Origin of the sequence: Streptomyces akebiae, assembly GCF_019599145.1 — a bacterium.
Taxonomy (GTDB): Bacteria; Actinomycetota; Actinomycetes; order Streptomycetales; family Streptomycetaceae; genus Streptomyces; species Streptomyces akebiae.
Map to the genome: position 1 here is coordinate 5,906,428 of NZ_CP080647.1, position 18,742 is coordinate 5,925,169.

The window sequence follows — 18,742 nt, forward strand, 5'->3', positions numbered from 1 at the left end:
GTCACCCCTATGTCCGCCACCACCGAGCGCATGCCCGCCCTGTACCTGAGCCACGGGGCCCCGCCGCTCGCCGACGATCCGATCTGGCCCGGCGAACTCGCCGGCTGGGCCGCGACCCTGCCCCGCCCCAAGGCGGTCCTCATGGTCTCCGCCCACTGGGAGGAGGCCCCCCTCGCCCTGGGCGCGGTCTCCACCGTCCCCCTGGTCTACGACTTCTGGGGCTTCCCCGAGCACTACTACAGGGTCCAGTACGGCGCCCCGGGCGCCCCCGAGCTGGCGGCCTCGGTCCGCAAGCTGCTCCAGGCCCCCGGCACCCCCGTCCAGGACATCCCGGACCGGGGCCTCGACCACGGCGCGTACGTGCCCCTCGTCGAGATGTACCCCGACGCCGACATCCCGGTCCTGCAGATCTCCATGCCGACCCTGGACCCGCTGAAGCTGATGGACGTCGGCCGCAAACTCGCCCCCCTGCGCGACGAGGGTGTGCTGATCATCGGCTCCGGCTTCTTCACCCACAACCTCGCCGCCCTGAGGCAGCCCGGCGTCCCCACCTGGTCCACCGAGTTCGACGACTGGGGCCACCGCGCCCTGGAGTCCCGGGACTGGGACGCCCTCCTCGACTTCCTCCACAAGTCCCCGGCCGGACAGCTGGCCCACCCCCGCACGGAGCACTTCGCCCCCCTCTTCGTCACGATGGGCGCGGCCGAGGCCGCCGGGGAGCTCGACGCCCAGAAGTCGGTGATCGACGGCTTCTGGATGGGCCTGGCGAAGAGGTCGGTGCAGTTCGGCTGACCCCGCGGGCACGGGGGTCGGCCGACCCGCGAGCGCGGGTGCGGGCCCGGGTCGCTCACCTGACGGGCCCGGGTCGCTTACCTGACAGGTCATCGACCCGGGCCCGTACGCCTGCCAGGCTCGACGGCGTACGCAGCCCGACCGACCCGACCGACCGGAGGGACCCGCATGCCCGCCTACGCCATCGCCCATCTGAAGGACGCCGCCCCGCATCCGGAGATCGCCGAGTACATCGAGCGCATCCCCGCCACCTTCGAGCCGTACGGCGGACGCTTCCTCGTGCACGTCACCCCGCACGAGGTGAAGGAGGGGAGCTGGCCCGGGGCCGTCGTGGTGATCGGCTTCCCCGGTATCGACGAGGCGCGCGGCTGGTGGGACTCGCCCGCCTACCAGGAGATCGCCCCCCTGCGCGCACGCCACATCGAGGGCGACATCATCCTGGTCGAAGGGGTACCCGCGGGCTATGACCCGCGCGCCACCGCGAAGGTCATGAGGGAGGCCCTGGCCGCCGAGCGGTGAGCCCGGAGGTCCTACAGCCCCTTCTCGTACCAGGCGACATCCCAGTACCGCCCGAACTTCCGCCCGACCTCGCGATAGGTGCCGACGTGCCGGAACCCGAAGCGCTCGTGCAGCCGGGTCGACGGCACGTTCGGCTGGGCGATGCCGGCGTAGGCGCGATGCACGTCCTCGTCGGCGAGCGCCTCGAACAGCGCCTTGTACAGCAGCGTGCCCACGCCCCGGCCGCCCGCCTCCGGGGCGAGGTACACCGACACCTCCACCGAGGTGTCGTACGCCTGTTTAGCGCGAAACGGGCTGCTCGTGGCGTACCCCAGAATCCGCTGTGAACCCGTCTCGGCGGCAACCATCAGACGATGCCGTCCGTCTTCAAGGTGGGAGAGCAGCCAAGGGCGGCGCTCTTCCGGGGTGAAGACAGCGGTATCGAATGTGATGGGCGTCTCACGGATGTAGTGGTTGTAGATGTCGGTGAGAGCGGCGAGGTCGGTCTCGACTCCTGGTCTGACCTGCACCTCTGCGGACTCCGCTGACATCACGCCTCCTCCTGTGGCGGCACAGGGTACTGCAAGATCAGAAAAATAGTGGGATGGGTTGGGAATTCTGTCCTGATTCCAGTCGTTGTTTCCTTCGGAAGCAGGGCACTCGGGAGAGTGTCCGAGCGGCCGCATCACGACCCACGTAGGACCAGATACGACCCTGCCAGCCCACCATCGCAAGGGAGCACGCATGGCAACCCGTGCCGTCGCCGCTCGTCGTTCGTCCGCCTCCGGCCGGACCGACGCGGCTCGCAGCGTTCGCGCCTCTGGCGGCGAGATCGCCGACCGCGACCTGGTCGGCATGTACCTCGACGAGATCGCGCGCACACCGCTGCTCGACGCCGCCAAGGAAGTCGAGCTGTCCCAGATCATCGAGGCGGGTGTGTTCGCGCAGCAGATCCTCGACGGCGAGGAGGAGCCCAGGGCGGACGCCACCCGCGACGAGCTCGAAGCCCTCGTCGCCGACAGCGAGCGGGCCAAGGACGTCTTCATCCGTTCGAACCTGCGCCTCGTCGTGGCTGTCGCCCGGCGGTACCCGCGCAGCGGCCTGCCCCTGCTCGACCTGATCCAGGAGGGGAACGCCGGCCTGGTCCGCGCGGTGGAGAAGTTCGACTACCGCAAGGGCTTCAAGTTCTCGACGTACGCCACCTGGTGGATCCGTCAGGCCATCACCCGTTCGATAGCGGACCAGTCGCGCACCATCCGGCTGCCCGTCCACCTCGTGGAGGAGCTGGGCCGGATCCGCCGTGTGCAGCGCGAGTTCAACCGCGAGCACGGGCGCGACCCCGAGCCCGCCGAGATCGCCGCCGAGCTCGGTTCCAACGCGGACCGCGTCAGCGACGTCCTCGACTGGGCCCGTGACCCGGTCTCGCTGAACATGTCGGTGGACGACGACGGCGACACCCAGTTCGGCGACCTCCTGGAGGACACCTCCGCGGTCTCGCCCGAGCAGTCCGTGCTGACGCTGCTGCGCAGCGAGGAGCTGGACGGTCTCATCGGGCGCCTCGACCAGCGCACCGCGTCCATCATCAAGATGCGGTACGGCATCGAGGACGGCCGCGAGCGCACGCTCACCGAGGTCGGCAAGGAGCACGGTCTCACCCGTGAGCGGATCCGCCAGATCGAGAAGCACGCCCTGCTCGAACTGAAGAAGCTCGCCCGCGACACCGGCTTCGACGCCGCCGCCTGATCCAGCCCGGGCACCGACCAGGGCCCCGTAACGGCCCGCCCTCCTGGGGCCGCCACGGGGCCCGGCCCGGCCTACCGCCGTACGCCGCCCACCCCGGCCGTACGCCGACCGCAGCCCCCGGTCGTACGTCGGCCACGCCTTGACCGCACGTCACCCACACTCTTGGTCGTACTCTGGCCGCCGATTGGTCGTAGTGCACCGCTACTTGGCCGTACTACGCCGCTACTTGGCCGTACTACGTCGCTTCAACTCCCCGTTCCCGGGGCACAAGACTTCCGGGCCGACTTCACCGGCCCGGAGCCGTGCGGCCCGGGACCCGGAGTTCGACCGCCGCGACCGCAGTCATCCGAAGCCGAGTCCCGACGCTCTCCCCCCAGCGCCGGGACTCTCCCAGAGCCGGGCTTCGGCGCCTCCCCCCTGGCGCCGAAGCCCGGCTCGATTTCCGGGGGCCGCTCGCGCTGGCGCTGGCGCTGGCGCTGGCGCTGCCGCCGGCTGCCGCCACCGTTGCCGCCCCGCACGCCGACGGGCCACCCCGGACCTGAACCCCGGGGTGACCCGAACGGCAGATTGTGCCACAGAGTCCCACTCCGCCGGAGGCCCCGCGACGGCCGTCCCCGCACGTCAGAGGCACCGTAGGCACCGTAGGCGCCGTTCACCCGTGCCTCACCCTTCGGCGTCTCCCGCCGCCCGTGCCAGTCGGGCCCCCAACTCCCTTACGTACCCCACCAGTTCCGGTGGCCGATGCACCGTGAAATCGCAGTCGACCACCGCGAGCCGGACCGCCAGCCACTCCACGGAGTCCCCGACGGAGGCCCGCAACCGGCAGCTGTGCTCGTCGACGGGCTCGGGCGTACCGAACCACCGGGGCAGCCGGGCCGCGATGAACTCGGCCGGCGCGGCGAAGGTGACGTCGCACTCGTACGTCTCCTGCCGCCGGTACATCGACTGCTTCAGATACTCCTCCGCACTCCCCGTCGGCAGCTCGCGCGGCGTGAACCGGGCGCCCGTGGCGAAGGGCTCCTCGACCCGGTCCACCCGGAAGGTCCGCCAGTCGGCGCGGTCGAGGTCGTACGCGACGAGATACCAGCGGCGCCCGGTCGAGACGAGCCGGTACGGCTCGCAGTGGCGTCGCGAGTCCGTCCCGTCGCCGGAGCGGTAGGCGAACCGCAGCCGCTCGTGCCCCGCCACCGCCGAGGCCATCACGGTCAGTGTCTCGGGCGTGACGGTCGCCCCGTCACCGCTGGTCAGGGGAGTGGTGGCGGCCTGCAACGTGGAGACCCGGTGGCGCAGCCGCGACGGCAGCACCTGTTCCAGCTTGGCGAGCGCCCGTACGGACGCCTCGTCCACCCCCTCGACCGCGTGCCCGGCCCCGGCCCGCAGCCCCACGGCGATCGCCACGGCCTCCTCGTCGTCCAGCACGAGCGGCGGCATGGCCTTCCCCGCCACCAGCCGATAGCCGCCGTCGGCCCCCATCGTCGCCTGCACCGGGTAGCCGAGCTCCCGCAGCCGGTCGATGTCCCGGCGCACCGTACGCCGGGACACCCCGAGCCGTTCGGAGAGTTCACCCCCGGGCCACTCGCGGGGTGTCTGGAGGAGGGAGAGGAGTTGGAGGAGCCGCGCCGGCGTGTCCGTAGTCATGCCCCCGAGCATGCCGGAGAAGTAGGACACGATCTGGCCTATTGGCCCTCTAGGTTTCCCTGTATGACCTCGACAACGAGCGCCCTGAAGGGGCGCGGGACTGATGCGTCCGCGACTCCGGTACGTGGGCGCGATCAGTCACAAGCAACCGTCGGCGACCCGACCACGGTCCCGGCCACGGAGACGGCGCTCCCCGCACCCCAGGACTCCGACCGCCGCCGCTGGATCGCCCTCGCCGTCGTCATGACGGCCGCCTTCATGGACCTCGTCGACGTCACCATCGTCAACATCGCCGTCCCCTCCATCCAGCGAGGCGAACTCGCCACGTTCAGCCAGATCCAGTGGATCACCGCCGGCTACGCCCTCGCCTTCGCCGCGGGCCTCGTCACCGGCGGCCGGCTCGGCGACATCCACGGCCGACGCCGGATCTTCCTCCTCGGCATCGGCGGCTTCACGCTCGCCTCCGCGCTGTGCGGTCTCGCCGCGAACCCGGAGATGCTGGTGGCGGCGAGGATCGCGCAGGGCGCGACCGCCGCGCTGATGGTGCCGCAGGTGCTGTCGATCGTGCACGCGACCTTCCCCGCCCACGAACGCGGCAAGGTCTTCGGGCTGTTCGGCGCGATCGTGGGGCTCGGCGCGGTCTCCGGCCCCCTGCTCGGCGCCCTGCTCATCGAGTGGAACCCGCTCGGTCTCGAATGGCGGGCGATCTTCCTGATCAACCTGCCGGTCGGCGTCGCGGGCATGGTCCTGGGCCGCCGTTTCATCACCGAGTCCAAGGCCCCGCAGGCCCTGAAACTGGACCTCGTCGGCGTCGCGCTCGTCACCGGCGGGCTGCTGATGCTGCTCTACCCGCTCACCCGGGGCCACGAGACGGGCTGGCCGCTGTGGGGCCACGTCTCGATGGCGGGCTCGCTCGGCGTGTTCGCGGCGCTGGTGGCGTACGAGCGGCGCAAGTCGGCGCGTGACGGATCCCCGCTGATCGAACTGTCCCTGTTCCGGGTGAAGAGCTTCGCGGCCGGTATCGCCGTCCAGACCGTGTTCGGCATCGCCCTCGGCGTCTTCTTCCTCGTCTGGACCCTCTACCTCCAGACCGGCCTCGGCTGGAGCGTCCTGAAGGCCGGCCTCACCGGCATCCCGTTCTCCCTCGCCGTGTCGGTCGCGGCCGGGCTGTCCGTCCAGAAACTCGTCCCGCGCTTCGGCCGCAAGGTCCTCCAGGCGGGCGCGCTGCTGATGGCGGCCGGTGTGCTCCTCTACCTGGCGGAGTCCGAACGGTACGGCCTCGCCATCACCCCCTGGCAGATGGCGCTCCCGCTGACCGTGATGGGCGCGGGCATGGGGCTCATCGTCGCCCCGCTGACCGACGCGATCCTCTCCGGGGTGCCGCGTGAGCACGCCGGTTCCGCGTCCGGGCTGATCAGCACGGTCCAGCAGATGGGCAACGCCCTCGGGCTCGGTCTGGTCGCCGTGGTCTTCTTCGGCGTCATGGACGACCGTCCGGCGCCGTCCGACCTCGGCCCCGCCTACGTCGACGCCTTCGAGTACGCGCTCGGCTGGGTGGCTGCGGTCCTGATCGCGATCTTCCTGCTGATGTTCGCCCTGCCGGGACGTTCCGCAGCGGACGCGGACGCGGACGCGGGCGAGCGCGAGGGGACCGATGAGTCGGCCGTCGCGGCCGACTAGACCGGTCGGCGCGCGAGTGGGGCCCCGTACCTTCGTGGGTGCGAGGCCCCACTCGCGCGCCGTATGGGCGCGCCGGAGGCCTCCTGACGCCCGATCATGTCCGAGTCGGCCCGAGTGTTGCCCGAACCTGTTTACTTTTTGGAAATCCGGGCGTAGCCTCCGAGCGAAACCACAGAATCGGGCATCAGTCGGAGGCGAACGGACATGTACGCACCGGAGCGGCAGCAGGAGATCCTCCGGCTCGCCCGTGACGGCGGCCGGGTGGACGTGGTGTCGCTGGCGGAGGAGTTCCAGGTCACGGCCGAGACGATCCGCCGCGACCTGAAGGCCCTCGACCGCGCCGGCCTCGTCCAACGGGTGCACGGCGGCGCGATCCCCGCAGGCCGCCTGGACTTCGAGCCCGACCTCGCCGAACGCGAGGGCACCGCGACCGACCAGAAGGACCGCATCGCACAGGCCGCCCTCGCCGAACTCCCGAACGACGGCACGGTCCTCCTCGACGCCGGTACGACGATCGCACGCCTCGCCGCCGCCATCCCGCTGGAGGCCACGCTCACCGCGGTCACGCACAGCCTGCCGATCGCCGCCCGCCTCGCCGACCACCCCGGCATCCAGCTCCACCTCGTCGGCGGTCGCGTCCGCCACCGCACCCGCGCCGCCGTGGACGCCTGGGCGCTCCGGGCCTACGGCGAGATCCGCGCCGACGTCCTCTTCGTGGCCGCCAACGGGTTCTCCACCGACCACGGCCTGACCACCCCCGACCTCGCCGAGGCCGCCGTGAAACGGGCGGCGCTGACCGCCGCCCGCCGCGTGGTGCTGCTCGCCGACTCCTCCAAGCACGGCCAGGAGCACTTCGCCCGCTTCGGCGACCTGAGCGACGTGGACCTGCTGATCACCGACACCGGCCTGAGCCCCGAGGACGCACTCGCCATCGAACGCGAGGGCACCGAAGTGCTGCGCGTCCCCGGCACCGAGTCCCCCGGCGGGAGCCACGGCGCAACCCGCGGTCGGACCGACGGCCGGTCCGACGGCCGACCCGACGGCCAGACCGACAGCCGGACCGCCGACGCGATCAACGGTCCGACCGACGGCCGGAAAGAACACCTCTCATGATCCTCACCGTCACCCCCAACCCCTCCCTCGACCGCACCTACGAGGTCCCCTCCCTCGACCGCGGCGAGGTCATCCGGGCCACCGGCGAACGCATGGACCCGGGAGGCAAGGGCGTCAACGTCTCCCGAGCGGTCGCCGCCGCGGGACGCCGCACCGTGGCCGTACTGCCGCTCGGCGGCGCGCCGGGCGCACTGGTCGCGGACCTGCTCGACGCACAGGGCATCGAGGTCGCACGCGTGACGGTGGCCGGGGCGACCCGTTCCAACATCGCCCTCGCCGAGGCGGACGGTGTCCTGACGAAGATCAACGCGCCCGGCCCCGAGCTCTCGGCCGCCGAGCGGGAACTCCTCCTGGAGACCGTCCACGCCCAGTCCGCCGACGCCTCCTGGATCGCCTGCTGCGGCAGCCTCCCGCGCGGCCTCGCCCCCTCCTGGTACGCCGAACTCGTCGCCCGCGCCCACGCCGCCGGCGCCCGCATCGCCCTGGACACCTCCGGCCCGGCCCTCCTCGCCGCGCTCCGCGAACGCCCCGACGTGGTCAAGCCCAACGCCGAGGAACTCGCCGAAGCGGTGGGCCGCCCCCTCGCCACCGTCGGCGACGCCGTCAAGGCCGCCGAGGAACTCCGCGAGATGGGCGCCGCCGCGGTACTGGCCAGCCTCGGCGCCGACGGACAACTCCTCGTCAACGCCTCCGGAGCCTGGTTCGGCACCGCCCGCGTCGACGCCGTCCGCAGCAACGTCGGCGCCGGCGACTCCTCCCTCGCCGGCTTCCTCATCGCCGGCGGCCACGGCCCCGAAGCCCTCGCCTCGGCCGTGGCCCACGGAGCCGCCGCCGTCCAGCTCCCGGGCAGCGTCATGCCGACCCCCGGCGACCTCGACCCGGCAGCGGTGACGGTGACGGCGGAGGTTCCGGCGGACCGTGCGCTGAGGGAGCCGGTGTCATGAGAGCCGTGAGCGGACGCCCGCGAACGAACCTTCGTTTTTCCTTACCCCTAGCCCCCCTTCTCCCCCTCCCCACCCTCCCTTGGTCGGCCCCCGAGGCCCACGCCCCCCACACTTCCGTCCCCACCCCCGCCCACCCCAGCACCCGGGCGATACGCGTGCGAAGGAGCCCGCGATGAGCGAGATGATCACCGCGGACCTGGTCGACCTCGACCTGTCCGCCGATACGAAGGAAGCGGCGGCGCGTGCCCTCGCCGAGCGCATGGTGGCGAAGGGCCGGGTCACCGACCTGGACGGCTTCCTGGCCGACGTCGCGGCCCGTGAGGCACAGATGCCGACCGGCCTCGACGGCGGCATCGGCATCCCGCACTGCCGCAGCGAGCACGTCACCGAGCCGACCCTCGCCTTCGGCCGCAGCGCGGCCGGCGTCGACTTCGGCGCACCCGACGGCCCCGCCGACCTGATCTTCCTGATCGCCGCCCCGGCGGGCGCGGACGACGCGCACCTGACGATCCTCTCCTCCCTCGCCCGCCAGCTGATGAACACCGACTTCACGGACGCGCTGCGCGCCGTGGACGACGCGGCCCGCGCCGCCGCCCTGATCCGGGGCGACGCCGCGACCGACGGCACCGAGAGCGGCGAAGCCACCGAGGGCACCGAAGACTCCGCGGCGGCGTCGGGCGGAACGGCCTCCCCCGACGCCGCCGCGGGCAGCACACCCCCGGCGACACCCGCCCCGGCGACCCCGGCCCCGACGACGCCCGAAGCGGCGGCCCCCGCCGAGGCCCGTCCCTTCCGCATCGTCGCCGTCACCTCCTGCCCCACCGGCATCGCGCACACCTACATGGCCGCCGAATCGCTGGAGAACGCCGGCCGCGACGCCGGTGACGTCGAGATCGTCGTCGAGACACAGGGTTCGGCCGGCTTCACCCGCCTCGACCCGGCCGTCATCGCCGCCGCCGACGGCGTGATCTTCGCCCACGACGTCCCCGTACGGGAGAAGGACCGGTTCGCCGGGAAGCCCACCGTCGACGTCGGTGTGAAGGCGGGCATCAACCGCCCCGCCGAACTGATCTCCGAGGTCCGCGGCAAGGCCGAACGCGGTGAGACCACGGCCGCCGCCCGCCCCGGCACCCCCGTCGACCGCGCCGGCGACTCCGGCGACGGCTACGGCACCAAGCTGCGCAAGTGGCTGATGTCCGGCGTGAGCTACATGGTCCCGTTCGTCGCCGCGGGCGGTCTCCTCATCGCCCTCGGCTTCGCGATCGGCGGCTGGGAGATCAACAACGCCAAGCCGGTCACCGAACACTTCGACTGGCTCCAGGTCGACAGCTGGGCCGCCCTGCTGTTCCAGATCGGCGCCGTCGCCTTCGGCTTCCTGATCCCCGTCCTCGCCGGCTACATCGCATACGGCATGGCGGACCGACCCGGCCTCGTCCCCGGCTTCGTCGGCGGCATGATCGCCGCCAACATCAACGCCGGCTTCCTCGGGGGCCTGGCCGCCGGTCTGATCGCCGGCGGGGTCGTCCTCGGCATTCAGCGGATCAAGATCCCGCCGGTGCTGCGCGGCATCATGCCCGTGGTCGTGATCCCGCTGGTCTCCTCGATGATCGTCGGCTTCCTGATGCTGATCGTGATCGGCAAGCCCATCGCCGAGGCCCAGAAGAGCATGACGGACTGGCTGAGCGGCCTCTCCGGCAGCAACGCGATCCTCCTCGGCGTCCTCCTCGGCCTGATGATGTGCTTCGACCTCGGCGGCCCGGTCAACAAGGTCGCCTACGCCTTCGCCACCGCCGGTATCGCCGTGCAGGACCCCAGTGACTCCGCGATGAAGATCATGGCGGCGGTCATGGCGGCCGGTATGGTCCCGCCTCTGGGCATGGCCCTCGCCACCACGATCCGCAAGAAGCTGTTCACCACCGCCGAGCGCGAGAACGGCAAGGCGGCCTGGGTGCTCGGCGCCTCGTTCATCTCCGAGGGCGCGATCCCGTTCGCGGCCGCCGACCCGCTGCGCGTCATCCCCGCCTCCATGGCGGGCGGCGCGGTCACCGGCGCGCTGGCCATGGCCTTCGGCTCGACCCTGCGCGCCCCGCACGGCGGCATCTGGGTCACCCCCCTGATCGGCAAGCCGTTCCTCTACCTCCTCGCCATCGCGATCGGCACCGCGGTCACGGCCGGCCTGGTCATCGTCCTGAAGGGCATGCGCAAGACCCAGCCGGGCGCCGCCCCGCAGTCCGCTCCCGCCGCCACGGCGGAGACGAAGGAGCCGGTCGCGGCCTGAACCCGGGACCGGTACGACGGCCGCGGCCCCCTCCCACGAGAGGGGGCCGCGGCCGTCCGCGTTTCCGCCCCGTGCGCCCCTTTGGGCGCCTTTACAACCGGTGTGACGTGTAAGCCGCACCTGCGAGATACGTCACGGTCCGGGCTCAAAGTCCCATCCGGTGGTGTCTACTGGACGGCATGCCTGAGCACGTGTCGATACTCCAGTTGTTCGGCGGGGCCGCCCTCGCCCTCGCAGCGGTCATCTGGGTCGCTGTGCTCGTGCGGGTACTGCGCCGCGACCGCGAGATCCACCACGGCCGCTTCGCCGACCTGGCCCGCCGACGCGGACAGCGGCTGCGCGGCCTGCCCCATCAGCGCCGCAAGGGCCCCCACGTCGAACACGTGGAGCTGACGCCGGCGGAACAGGACGCCTTCGCCTTCCTGGCCCGCCAGTTCAGCGACGACCGTCTGGCCTGAGACGCCTTCCTGCGGTCGGCCGAGCGTCCCCGCCCGGCGTCGGTCGGCCGAGCGTCCCCGCCCGGCGTCGGTCAGCCGAGCGTCCCCGCCCGGCGTTCCATCGCGTCCCGGGCCGCGTCCTCCGACGCGTACACCTCGCACATGTGGCGACCGTCCGGAGTGGCCGTGTGCTCGACCTCCCAGAGGGAGATCTCCTGCCCGTCGGTGAGCAGGAAAGCATGCTCGTAGAGCGAGAAGCTGAGGCCGGGCCGACCCCGGCGCGCGGGGCGGTGAGGGCGGCCGAAGGCCTGGGTGATCTCGTGCGCGAACGCGGTCCGCAGCAGCAGCGTGGCCAACTCGTCCCCCGGAGGGTCCGGGTTCTCCGCGCGCCGCAGCAGCCGACGGGCGTGATCCGCCGAGTCGTCCGGCACGTACTCGTGACGCGGCTCGGGCAACGCCGCCAGCTCCACCGTGACCGGCAGCTCGAAGTCGGGGGCGTCCGACGGCAGCGGCAACCGCGCGGTGGCGGCCCGCAGCTCCTCGTCGTCCGTGTACACCTCGTGCTGGATGTCGCTGCCGGGCACCGTGTTGTGCACCAGCTCCCACAAGGTCACCGCCGAGCCGTCGGCGAGCAGCCAGGTGTGCCGGTACGTCGCCCGATGCAGCCCCGAACTGTAGTGCGCGGAGTGCAGCGAGCTGTCGTGCGCGAGAGCGCAGTCGAGCTGCCGTATCGCCTCGTCGGGCAGCTCGAAGGAGTTCAGGGCGCGGCCGAGGAGTCGCGCGAGGTGCTCCTCAGGAGACTCGGGCGACTCGGGTGGCTCGTACGCTGCCGTCTCGTACGGAACGCTCAAGGTTTCTCCCGGCGTTGCTGCATGTCACCTTGTGGGTGCATACCGTAGCCCCTCGGTCGGACATCATGTCCGGGAACCGAGAAAACGTACGCCTCTAAAACGCCGGAGCCGCGCGGTTGGTTCCCGCGCGGCCCGACGAACTACCGGAACGACGTGGTCAGATGGCGTCGCCCGCCGTCCACTCGCTCCACGGCATGTTCCAGCCGTTGAGGCCGTTGTCCGGCGCGACCGTCTTGTCGGGGGAGTTCTTGACGGTCACCACGTCACCGATCAGCGAATTGTCGAAGAACCACTTGCCGAGCGTGTCGCTGCTCGCGCCCCGGGCGTCCGCGAGACCGACGCAGCCGTGGCTGGTGCCCTGCCGTCCGAAGGGCGGGTTGCCCCTGTTGTACCAGTAGTTGCCGTGGACGAAGGTGCCCGACGTCGTCAGCCGCATCGCGTTCGGCACGTCCGCGATGTCGTACTCACCGCCGAAGCCCACCGTCGACCCGTTCATCCGCGTCTGCCGGAACTTCTCCGAGATCACCATCTGACCGTTGTACGTCGGGGTCGCGGCGCTGCCCGCCGAGATCGGCACGCTCTTGATCGTCTTTCCGTCCCGCACGACCGTCATGGTCTGGGTGTTCACATCGACCGTGGACACCTGAGACCGGCCGACCGTGAAGGTGACGGTCTTGTCCTGCACCCCGTAGAGCCCGTTCGCGCCCTCCACGCCGTCCAGGTCGATCTTCATCGTGACCTTGGACCCGGCCTTCCAGTACTCCTCGGGCCGGAAGTCGAGCCGCTGCTCCCCGAACCAGTGCCCCACCACCTCCTGCCCGCTGCTCGACGTCACCGTGATGTGCGACTGCACGGCCTTGCGGTCCGTGATCGCCTTGTCGAAGGTGAACGACACCGGCATCCCCACCCCGACCGTGGTGCCGTTGTCCGGCGTGTAGGTGCCGATGAAGCTGTTGGCCGTCGACACGGTCGTGAAGATGGAGTTGGCGGCCGACGTCTTGCCGTCGGCGTTCTTCGCGGTCGCCGAGATCCGGTACTTCGTGCCGCGCTCCAACTGCTCCTTCGGCTTCCAGGACCGCCCGTCCGCGGCTATCTCGCCCGCCACGGCCTCGCCGCCCTCCGCGACGGTCATCTCCACCTCGGTCAGCTTGCCGCCGCTGACCTTCACCCCGGTCGCGTTGATGGACGCGCCCGTCGAACCGTCCTTCGCCGAGATCGTGATCCGCGCCGCCGTGTCCTCGGCCGAAGTCCCCTTGCCATCACTCTTGTTGTCGGCCTGGGCGTCGCCGCCGCAGCCGGTGAGGGTCAGCGCACCGACCACCAGCACGGCACAGGTCCCCAGTGCCCGCCGTACAGCAATCTTCGGCCTTGTCACGATCTGCTCCAGCTTCTTCGCTTCTAGGCGATCCACGTCATCCGCTCCGGTACGTGGACATAGAGCGAACGGCGGCCCGGCGGGTTCCCGCGCCTCCCGCCTCAGCGCATCACGTGACAGAACCGGGACAATCGCTCCCAGCGACCCGACTGAAACCACCGGCCGCCCACGGCCCCGCAACCCCCCCGGGGGGGCCTCCCCCTCTCCCTCCCCCTCCCCCTCCCCGCCCCCGTGGCCATGCAACGGGCCCCGCCCTCGCCCCTCGCCCCTCAACCCCTCCCGTACAACTCCCCGTACGAAGGCCACACTCCGCCCGGACCGGCCACCGACTCGGCCGCCCGTACCGCCCGTACGATCGCGCGGGTCACCAAGTCCGCTCCTGCCGCGAGGAGTTCGTTCAGGGCGAGCGGGCCGGCCCGGGGTGGCAGCGGTCGCGCGCCCGTCGCCAGGGTGAACACGGTGTCCCCGTCGTTGAGCAGATGCACGGGGCGCACGGCGCGGGCGATGCCGTCGTGTGCCGTGCCGGCCAGCTTCTGGGCCTGGGCGCGGGTCAGGTCGGCGTCGGTGGCGACCACGGCCAGCGTGGTGTTCATCGGGGGAGGGGGACTCGTCGCGGCGGTTTCGGCGATCCGCCGCCGCGCACTCTCGTGCACCTCCGGCGCCGGATACGTCGCACGCCCCTGGAACAACTCCCCGTACAGCACCCCCGTCTCCGGGTCCGTCACCGATCCCGCCGCGTTGGCCACCACCAGCGCGGCCACCGTGATTCCGGAGTCCAGCACGGTGCTCGCGGTGCCGATGCCGCCCTTGAGCAGCCCGACCGTCGCCCCCGTCCCGGCCCCCACACATCCCTCCGCCACGGGCGCCCCGGGCCCGCTCGCGTCCGCCGCCTCCACCGCCGCCCGGCCGACGGCGGCATCCGGTCTGGCCTTGAAGTCGCCGCCCCGGCCCAGGTCGAAGACACAGGCGGCCGGCACGACCGGCACCACGTGTGCCGGGTCGAGGCCGACCCGCACGCCCCGTCCCCGCTCCTCCAGCCAGGCCATCACACCCGACGCGGAGTCCAGCCCGTACGCGCTGCCGCCGGTCAGCACCACCGCCTCGACCCTCTGCACCAGGTTGCGCGGGTCGAGCGCGTCCGTCTCCTTGGTGCCGGGCCCGCCGCCGCGCACGTCCACGGCCGCGACCGCGCCGCCCTCCGGAGCCAGCACGACCGTGGTGCCGGTGAGCCAGCCCTCGCCGATCCGGGTGGCATGCCCGACCCGCAGGCCGGACACATCGGTCAACGCGTCAACTGCCATGAGAACCCCTGGTGTGGGGGGCCTGCTCCTGCTCCCTCGTCCCGTGGGCGTGCGGGGTGCCGTGGCCACGGGACGTGAGCGCCACCCCGACCGCGACCGTCACGGTCGCCACGACGCCCGCCGCCGGCACCGCCCAGTGCCCGAGGAACGTGCACAGCACCACGGCGAGCGCGGCGAGCGGCAGCACGGTCTGCTGTGCCGTCCCCACCTTGTAGTGGCGGGCGTGCAGCGCCCACACGGAGATGAGGTACAGCGCCGTCGGCAGGGTCACCGCCGCCGACGCGGCCAGGGTGGAGATGTGCGCCTTGTGTACCGTCTCCTCGACCGCGACCTCCAGACCGGCGCCGATCGCGGCGGCCGACGCGAAGATCAGGTAGTGGCCGTACCCCCACAGGAAGCTCTCCTTGCTGGAGCGCAGATGGCCGTGGATGGGAACGGTGAAGTAGATCCACCACGCCGAGAAGACGATCAGCAGCCCGCCCACCGCGATCGGCAGCAGCTCGCCCAACGCGTCGTTCTCGTCGGCCGCCGACTTCACCGCGACCGTGGCCGCCAGGATCGTCTCGCCCAGCACGATGATGGTGAACAGGCCGTACCGCTCGGCGATGTGATGTGGATGCCAGGACGTCTGGAAGCCTCTCTCCGCGTACAGCGGGACGGACAGTTCGGCGATCGCCATCACCAGGAACAGCCACGGTCTGGCCGGCTCCGGCAGGACCAGCAGCCCCAGCCAGCCGATCTGGCACAGCGCCACACCACCCGCGTACCGCAGGGCCGTGACCCGTTCCGCGTCCGTCGCGGTCCGCGCGGCCCGCAGCCACTGCGCGGTCATCGCCAGTCGCATGATCGCGTAGCCGAGCACGACCAGGGTCCAGTCGTGGTCCTCGAAGGCCCGGCCGACCCCGGCGGCGAGCACCAGTACACCCGCTATCTGGACGAGGGTCACCAGCCGGTAGGGCACGTCGTCGTTGTCGTAGGCCGAGGCGAACCAGGTGAAGTTCATCCAGGCCCACCAGATCGCGAAGAAGACCATCGCGTAGTTGAGGATGCCCTCGGCGGCGTGTGCCTCCGCGACGGAGTGGACCAGTTGGACGCCCGCCTGGGCGACGGCCACGACGAAGCACAGGTCGAAGAAGAGCTCCAGCGGCGAGGCGACCCGGTGCTCCTCCCCACGGCCCCGTGCGACGAGCCTGCGCACCGGCGCCCGTCCTGCGCCGGAGGAAGGGCCGGGAGCCGAGGGGGGCGGGGGCGTGGAACTTGACGTCATGGGGCCAAGCACACCAGAGATCCCGGTGGAATTCTCGCTCAGGTGTTCACCAGTGCCGGGGTGGACCGAGGGTGTGCGCGGACGGGCCCGGGGCGGGTGAGGAGGAGCCGGGGGAGGGGCCGGCGCCGGAGGTCGTCCGGGCGCGGGGCCGTACTCTGGAGGCATGAGTACTGCTCCCGCCCCCGGCTCCGAACCGCGTGACCCCAAGGCCGCGCTGGTCTTCGACGACCCGCTCAGCCGGCCGTCGTCCGACGACACGGACCACGGGTGGGGCGAGCGGTCCGGCGACGGCGGCGACGGCGCGGCCGACCTGAAGCGCTTCCTCGACGAGAAGCCGCCCCACCACATCTGACAGCGCCGAGCTATGTGCGGTCGTGGCCCGAACCGCGCTGGGCCACCAGGGCGTCGCGGATCTCCTTCAGGACCTCCAGCTCGGTCACCTCCATGACCTCGTGCGCGCCCTCCTTGGCCTTGCGGCGGGCTTCCTGGCGGGCCAGGTACTTGGCCATGGGGAACACCATCAGGAAGTAGACGACGCCCGCGGTGATGAGGAACGTGAGCGTCGCGTTCAGCACCGTGCCCCAGAGGATCGCGACGCCGTCGGTGACCGTTCCGTCCGCCGACACCGTGCAGGGGGCCTTCAGGCACGAGCGGTACTGGTCGAGGTTCTTCGTGCCGAACGCCCCCACCAGCGGGCTGATGACCCCCTTCACCACCGAGTTGACGATGTTGGTGAAGGCCGCGCCGATGACCACGGCGACGGCCAGGTCGACGACGTTCCCCCGCATCAGGAAGGCCTTGAAGCCTTCCCAGACGCTCGGATCCTTCTTCTCGCTCACCACGAGGCCTCTCTGCGCTGGTTGTGGGACAAACGACTCCGCAACCTACGTCAGGGCCGGGCCCGAGTGTCCAACCGGGTCCCTCTCTCGTGGCACTTGACGAGCGGTGCCCGACGGTGGGACGCGCGGTCACCACAGGGTCACCGCCAAGCGGGACGTGGCGCCCGCACCGGCCAGCCGGGCCGCCGTGCGCCGGGGGACGGTCAGGACGACCAGGGCTCCGCTCTCGGCCGTGTCGGCGGTGGGCACCTCGGAGACGCGGGCACCCCGGGCGACGACCCTCGCGGCGCCGCCCGTCGCGGACTCCTCGGCCGCGATCACGTCGACCCGGTCACCGGGACGCAGCAGCCGGACCGTCGCGCCGTCGGCGATGCGTACCGGGGCGGTCACCGTGCCCACGGTGGCGGGGCGCTCGGGGACCGGGTCGGCCACAGGGTGGCCCCTGACCCGTCCGGCGTCCCTCGGGCCCGCGCCTGTCGCCAACAGGGCGGCGGCGGTCACCGCCAGACCCGCGGCCATGGCACGCCGTCGGCAGCGGGCGAGACGGCGGAGCCGATGTGCTCCGCCGCTCACCCGAAGCGGGGCGAAGTGCGGAACCTCGCAGGTGGGAGGGGCATCGGTGCCGGGTGGGCCGGCGGCCCAGGAGGGGAGGCGGGGAGAGGTGGGGGAGGACGAGTACGCGGACGACGAGGACGCGGACGTCGAGGACGACGAGTACGTGGACGTGGAGGGGGACGAGGAACGGGACATGGGGTCACCACCTGCGGTGTGGGATCGGCTTGCGGTCCCACGATGAGGCTTCGCGGCGGAGCCCGCTGGGGCCTGTGGACCACTCGACGACTGTGGAAAACCCCGCCACCCGAACGAGGACTTCCGCACCGCGCACTGCGCACCCTGCACCCCGTACTTCCCCCCACCCCCCCAGCGGCCTCACCCCGGCCGGGTGGTGTGGTCACCCCGTCACGGCAGATCGAACCCGGGGTCCATCCCGCCCAGCGCCTTCGTGCACAGGCAGTCGCGGCCGTCGTTCGGCGGCAGGGCGGCGACCGCCTCGAAGAGGACGCCTCGGAGGCGGTCGATGTTGGCGGCGAAGACCTGGAGGACCTCCTCGTGGGAGACGCCCTCGCCGGTCTCGGCGCCGGCGTCGAGGTCGGTCACGAGGGTCAGGGAGGTGTAGCAGAGCTCCAGTTCGCGGGCGAGGATGGCCTCGGGGTGGCCGGTCATGCCGACCACGGACCAGCCCTGGGCCTGGTGCCACAGGGACTCGGCGCGAGTGGAGAAGCGGGGGCCCTCGACCACGACGAGGGTGCCGCCGTCCACCGGTTCCCAGTCGCACCGGCGTGCCGCTTCGAGGGCCGCCTTGCGGCCGACGGGGCAGTAAGGGTCGGCGAGCGAGACATGGACGACGTTGGGGACGGCACCGCCGGGCAGGGGGAGGCCGTCGAAATAGGTCTGGGCGCGGGACTTCGTACGGTCCACGAGCTGGTCCGGGACGAGGAGCGTGCCCGGTCCGTACTCGGGCCGCAGACCGCCCACCGCACACGGGCCGAGCACCTGGCGCGCCCCGACGGAGCGCAGCGCCCACAGGTTGGCGCGGTAGTTGATGCGGTGCGGCGGCAGATGGTGGGCGCGGCCGTGGCGCGGGAGGAAGGCGACGCGGCGTCCGGCGATCTCGCCGAGGAAGAGGGAGTCGCTGGGCGGTCCGTAGGGGGTGTCGACCTGTATCTCGGTCACGTCGTCGAGGAAGGAGTAGAAGCCCGACCCTCCGATGACACCGATCTCGGCCGGTCCCGCCGCCGCCGTGCTGTCCGTCGTGCCGGTCCCGCTCGTCGGCCCGACCCCGTTGTCCACGTGCTCCGTGTTCGCCATGCCCGCACCCTAACCGGGCCCGGAAACGCCAAGGACCCCGCAGGTCGTCGTGCGACGGCAGGGTCCTGGACGGAAGCCGCTTGGAAGCGCTCACGCGGCGCGAGCACCACGCGGCCG

17 protein-coding genes and 1 pseudogene are annotated in these 18,742 nt (G+C 71.8%); 9 read left to right on the top strand and 9 right to left on the bottom strand.

What is annotated here, in order from left to right; all coding sequences use genetic code 11:
* Positions 1–9: 9 nt before the first annotated feature.
* Complete coding sequence (locus K1J60_RS25530) at positions 10–792, top strand: dioxygenase family protein (RefSeq protein WP_220648216.1); 783 nt, start codon at positions 10–12, stop codon at positions 790–792.
* A gap of 168 nt (positions 793–960) precedes the next feature.
* Positions 961–1,311, top strand: coding sequence for a DUF1330 domain-containing protein (locus K1J60_RS25535; RefSeq protein WP_220648217.1), 351 nt, complete (start codon positions 961–963; stop codon positions 1,309–1,311).
* An 11-nt stretch (positions 1,312–1,322) separates the two neighbouring features.
* On the opposite strand, the gene K1J60_RS25540 is transcribed toward K1J60_RS25535, so the two are convergent.
* Positions 1,323–1,841, bottom strand: coding sequence for a GNAT family N-acetyltransferase (locus K1J60_RS25540; RefSeq protein ID WP_220648218.1), 519 nt, complete (start codon positions 1,839–1,841; stop codon positions 1,323–1,325).
* 193 nt (positions 1,842–2,034) lie between these two features.
* Between K1J60_RS25540 and K1J60_RS25545 the strand changes: the two genes are divergently transcribed.
* Positions 2,035–3,033 (top strand): sigma-70 family RNA polymerase sigma factor, encoded by a 999-nt coding sequence (locus tag K1J60_RS25545; RefSeq protein ID WP_220648219.1) that lies wholly within the window; start codon positions 2,035–2,037, stop codon positions 3,031–3,033.
* 663 nt (positions 3,034–3,696) lie between these two features.
* On the opposite strand, the gene K1J60_RS25550 is transcribed toward K1J60_RS25545, so the two are convergent.
* Positions 3,697–4,671 carry a helix-turn-helix transcriptional regulator gene (locus K1J60_RS25550; protein WP_220648220.1) on the bottom strand — a complete coding sequence of 325 codons (975 nt, stop codon included), beginning with the start codon at positions 4,669–4,671 and terminating at the stop codon, positions 3,697–3,699.
* Between the two features lie 63 nt (positions 4,672–4,734).
* Between K1J60_RS25550 and K1J60_RS25555 the strand changes: the two genes are divergently transcribed.
* The 5 genes and pseudogenes from K1J60_RS25555 to K1J60_RS25575 all read left to right on the top strand — a co-directional run bounded on the left by K1J60_RS25555 (position 4,735) and on the right by K1J60_RS25575 (position 11,144).
* Positions 4,735–6,351 carry an MFS transporter gene (locus K1J60_RS25555; protein WP_259407913.1) on the top strand — a complete coding sequence of 539 codons (1,617 nt, stop codon included), beginning with the start codon at positions 4,735–4,737 and terminating at the stop codon, positions 6,349–6,351.
* Between the two features lie 204 nt (positions 6,352–6,555).
* Positions 6,556–7,311: pseudogene (locus tag K1J60_RS25560) on the top strand (DeoR/GlpR family DNA-binding transcription regulator); the annotation flags it as partial.
* A gap of 149 nt (positions 7,312–7,460) precedes the next feature.
* Entirely contained in the window at positions 7,461–8,408 is a 948-nt protein-coding gene (pfkB, locus tag K1J60_RS25565; RefSeq protein WP_220648221.1) for a 1-phosphofructokinase, read from the top strand.
* A gap of 172 nt (positions 8,409–8,580) precedes the next feature.
* Positions 8,581–10,686 (top strand): PTS fructose transporter subunit IIABC, encoded by a 2,106-nt coding sequence (locus K1J60_RS25570; protein ID WP_220648222.1) that lies wholly within the window; start codon positions 8,581–8,583, stop codon positions 10,684–10,686.
* 179 nt (positions 10,687–10,865) lie between these two features.
* The gene (locus K1J60_RS25575; protein ID WP_220648223.1) at positions 10,866–11,144 is read left to right on the top strand and encodes a hypothetical protein; all 279 of its coding nucleotides are present in this window, start codon (positions 10,866–10,868) and stop codon (positions 11,142–11,144) included.
* 71 nt (positions 11,145–11,215) lie between these two features.
* Here the strand turns inward: K1J60_RS25575 and K1J60_RS25580 are convergent, their stop codons facing one another.
* The 4 genes from K1J60_RS25580 to K1J60_RS25595 form a co-directional block, all read right to left on the bottom strand.
* Positions 11,216–11,974 carry a DUF6227 family protein gene (locus K1J60_RS25580; RefSeq protein WP_220648224.1) on the bottom strand — a complete coding sequence of 253 codons (759 nt, stop codon included), beginning with the start codon at positions 11,972–11,974 and terminating at the stop codon, positions 11,216–11,218.
* A 157-nt stretch (positions 11,975–12,131) separates the two neighbouring features.
* On the bottom strand, positions 12,132–13,349 hold the full coding sequence (locus K1J60_RS25585) for a L,D-transpeptidase (RefSeq protein ID WP_220651695.1): 1,218 nt from the start codon (positions 13,347–13,349) through the stop codon (positions 12,132–12,134).
* A 269-nt stretch (positions 13,350–13,618) separates the two neighbouring features.
* Positions 13,619–14,650 carry a P1 family peptidase gene (locus tag K1J60_RS25590; protein ID WP_220648225.1) on the bottom strand — a complete coding sequence of 344 codons (1,032 nt, stop codon included), beginning with the start codon at positions 14,648–14,650 and terminating at the stop codon, positions 13,619–13,621.
* Complete coding sequence (locus tag K1J60_RS25595) at positions 14,640–15,917, bottom strand: low temperature requirement protein A (protein ID WP_220648226.1); 1,278 nt, start codon at positions 15,915–15,917, stop codon at positions 14,640–14,642. Before K1J60_RS25595 ends, K1J60_RS25590 begins: the two co-directional genes overlap by 11 nt.
* A 163-nt stretch (positions 15,918–16,080) precedes the next feature.
* Here K1J60_RS25595 and K1J60_RS25600 point away from each other — a divergent pair, with 163 nt between their 5' ends.
* Positions 16,081–16,269, top strand: a complete 189-nt coding sequence (locus K1J60_RS25600; RefSeq protein WP_220648227.1) for a hypothetical protein — start codon at positions 16,081–16,083, stop codon at positions 16,267–16,269.
* 10 nt (positions 16,270–16,279) lie between these two features.
* On the opposite strand, the gene mscL is transcribed toward K1J60_RS25600, so the two are convergent.
* From mscL to K1J60_RS25615, 3 genes are all read right to left on the bottom strand, one after another.
* A complete protein-coding gene (gene mscL, locus K1J60_RS25605) occupies positions 16,280–16,756 on the bottom strand; it encodes a large conductance mechanosensitive channel protein MscL (protein ID WP_220648228.1) in 477 nt (158 codons plus the stop codon).
* Between the two features lie 129 nt (positions 16,757–16,885).
* On the bottom strand, positions 16,886–17,506 hold the full coding sequence (locus K1J60_RS46080) for a CpaB family protein (RefSeq protein WP_259407914.1): 621 nt from the start codon (positions 17,504–17,506) through the stop codon (positions 16,886–16,888).
* 210 nt (positions 17,507–17,716) lie between these two features.
* Positions 17,717–18,625 carry an S-methyl-5'-thioadenosine phosphorylase gene (locus K1J60_RS25615; protein ID WP_259407915.1) on the bottom strand — a complete coding sequence of 303 codons (909 nt, stop codon included), beginning with the start codon at positions 18,623–18,625 and terminating at the stop codon, positions 17,717–17,719.
* Positions 18,626–18,742: the final 117 nt, after the last annotated feature.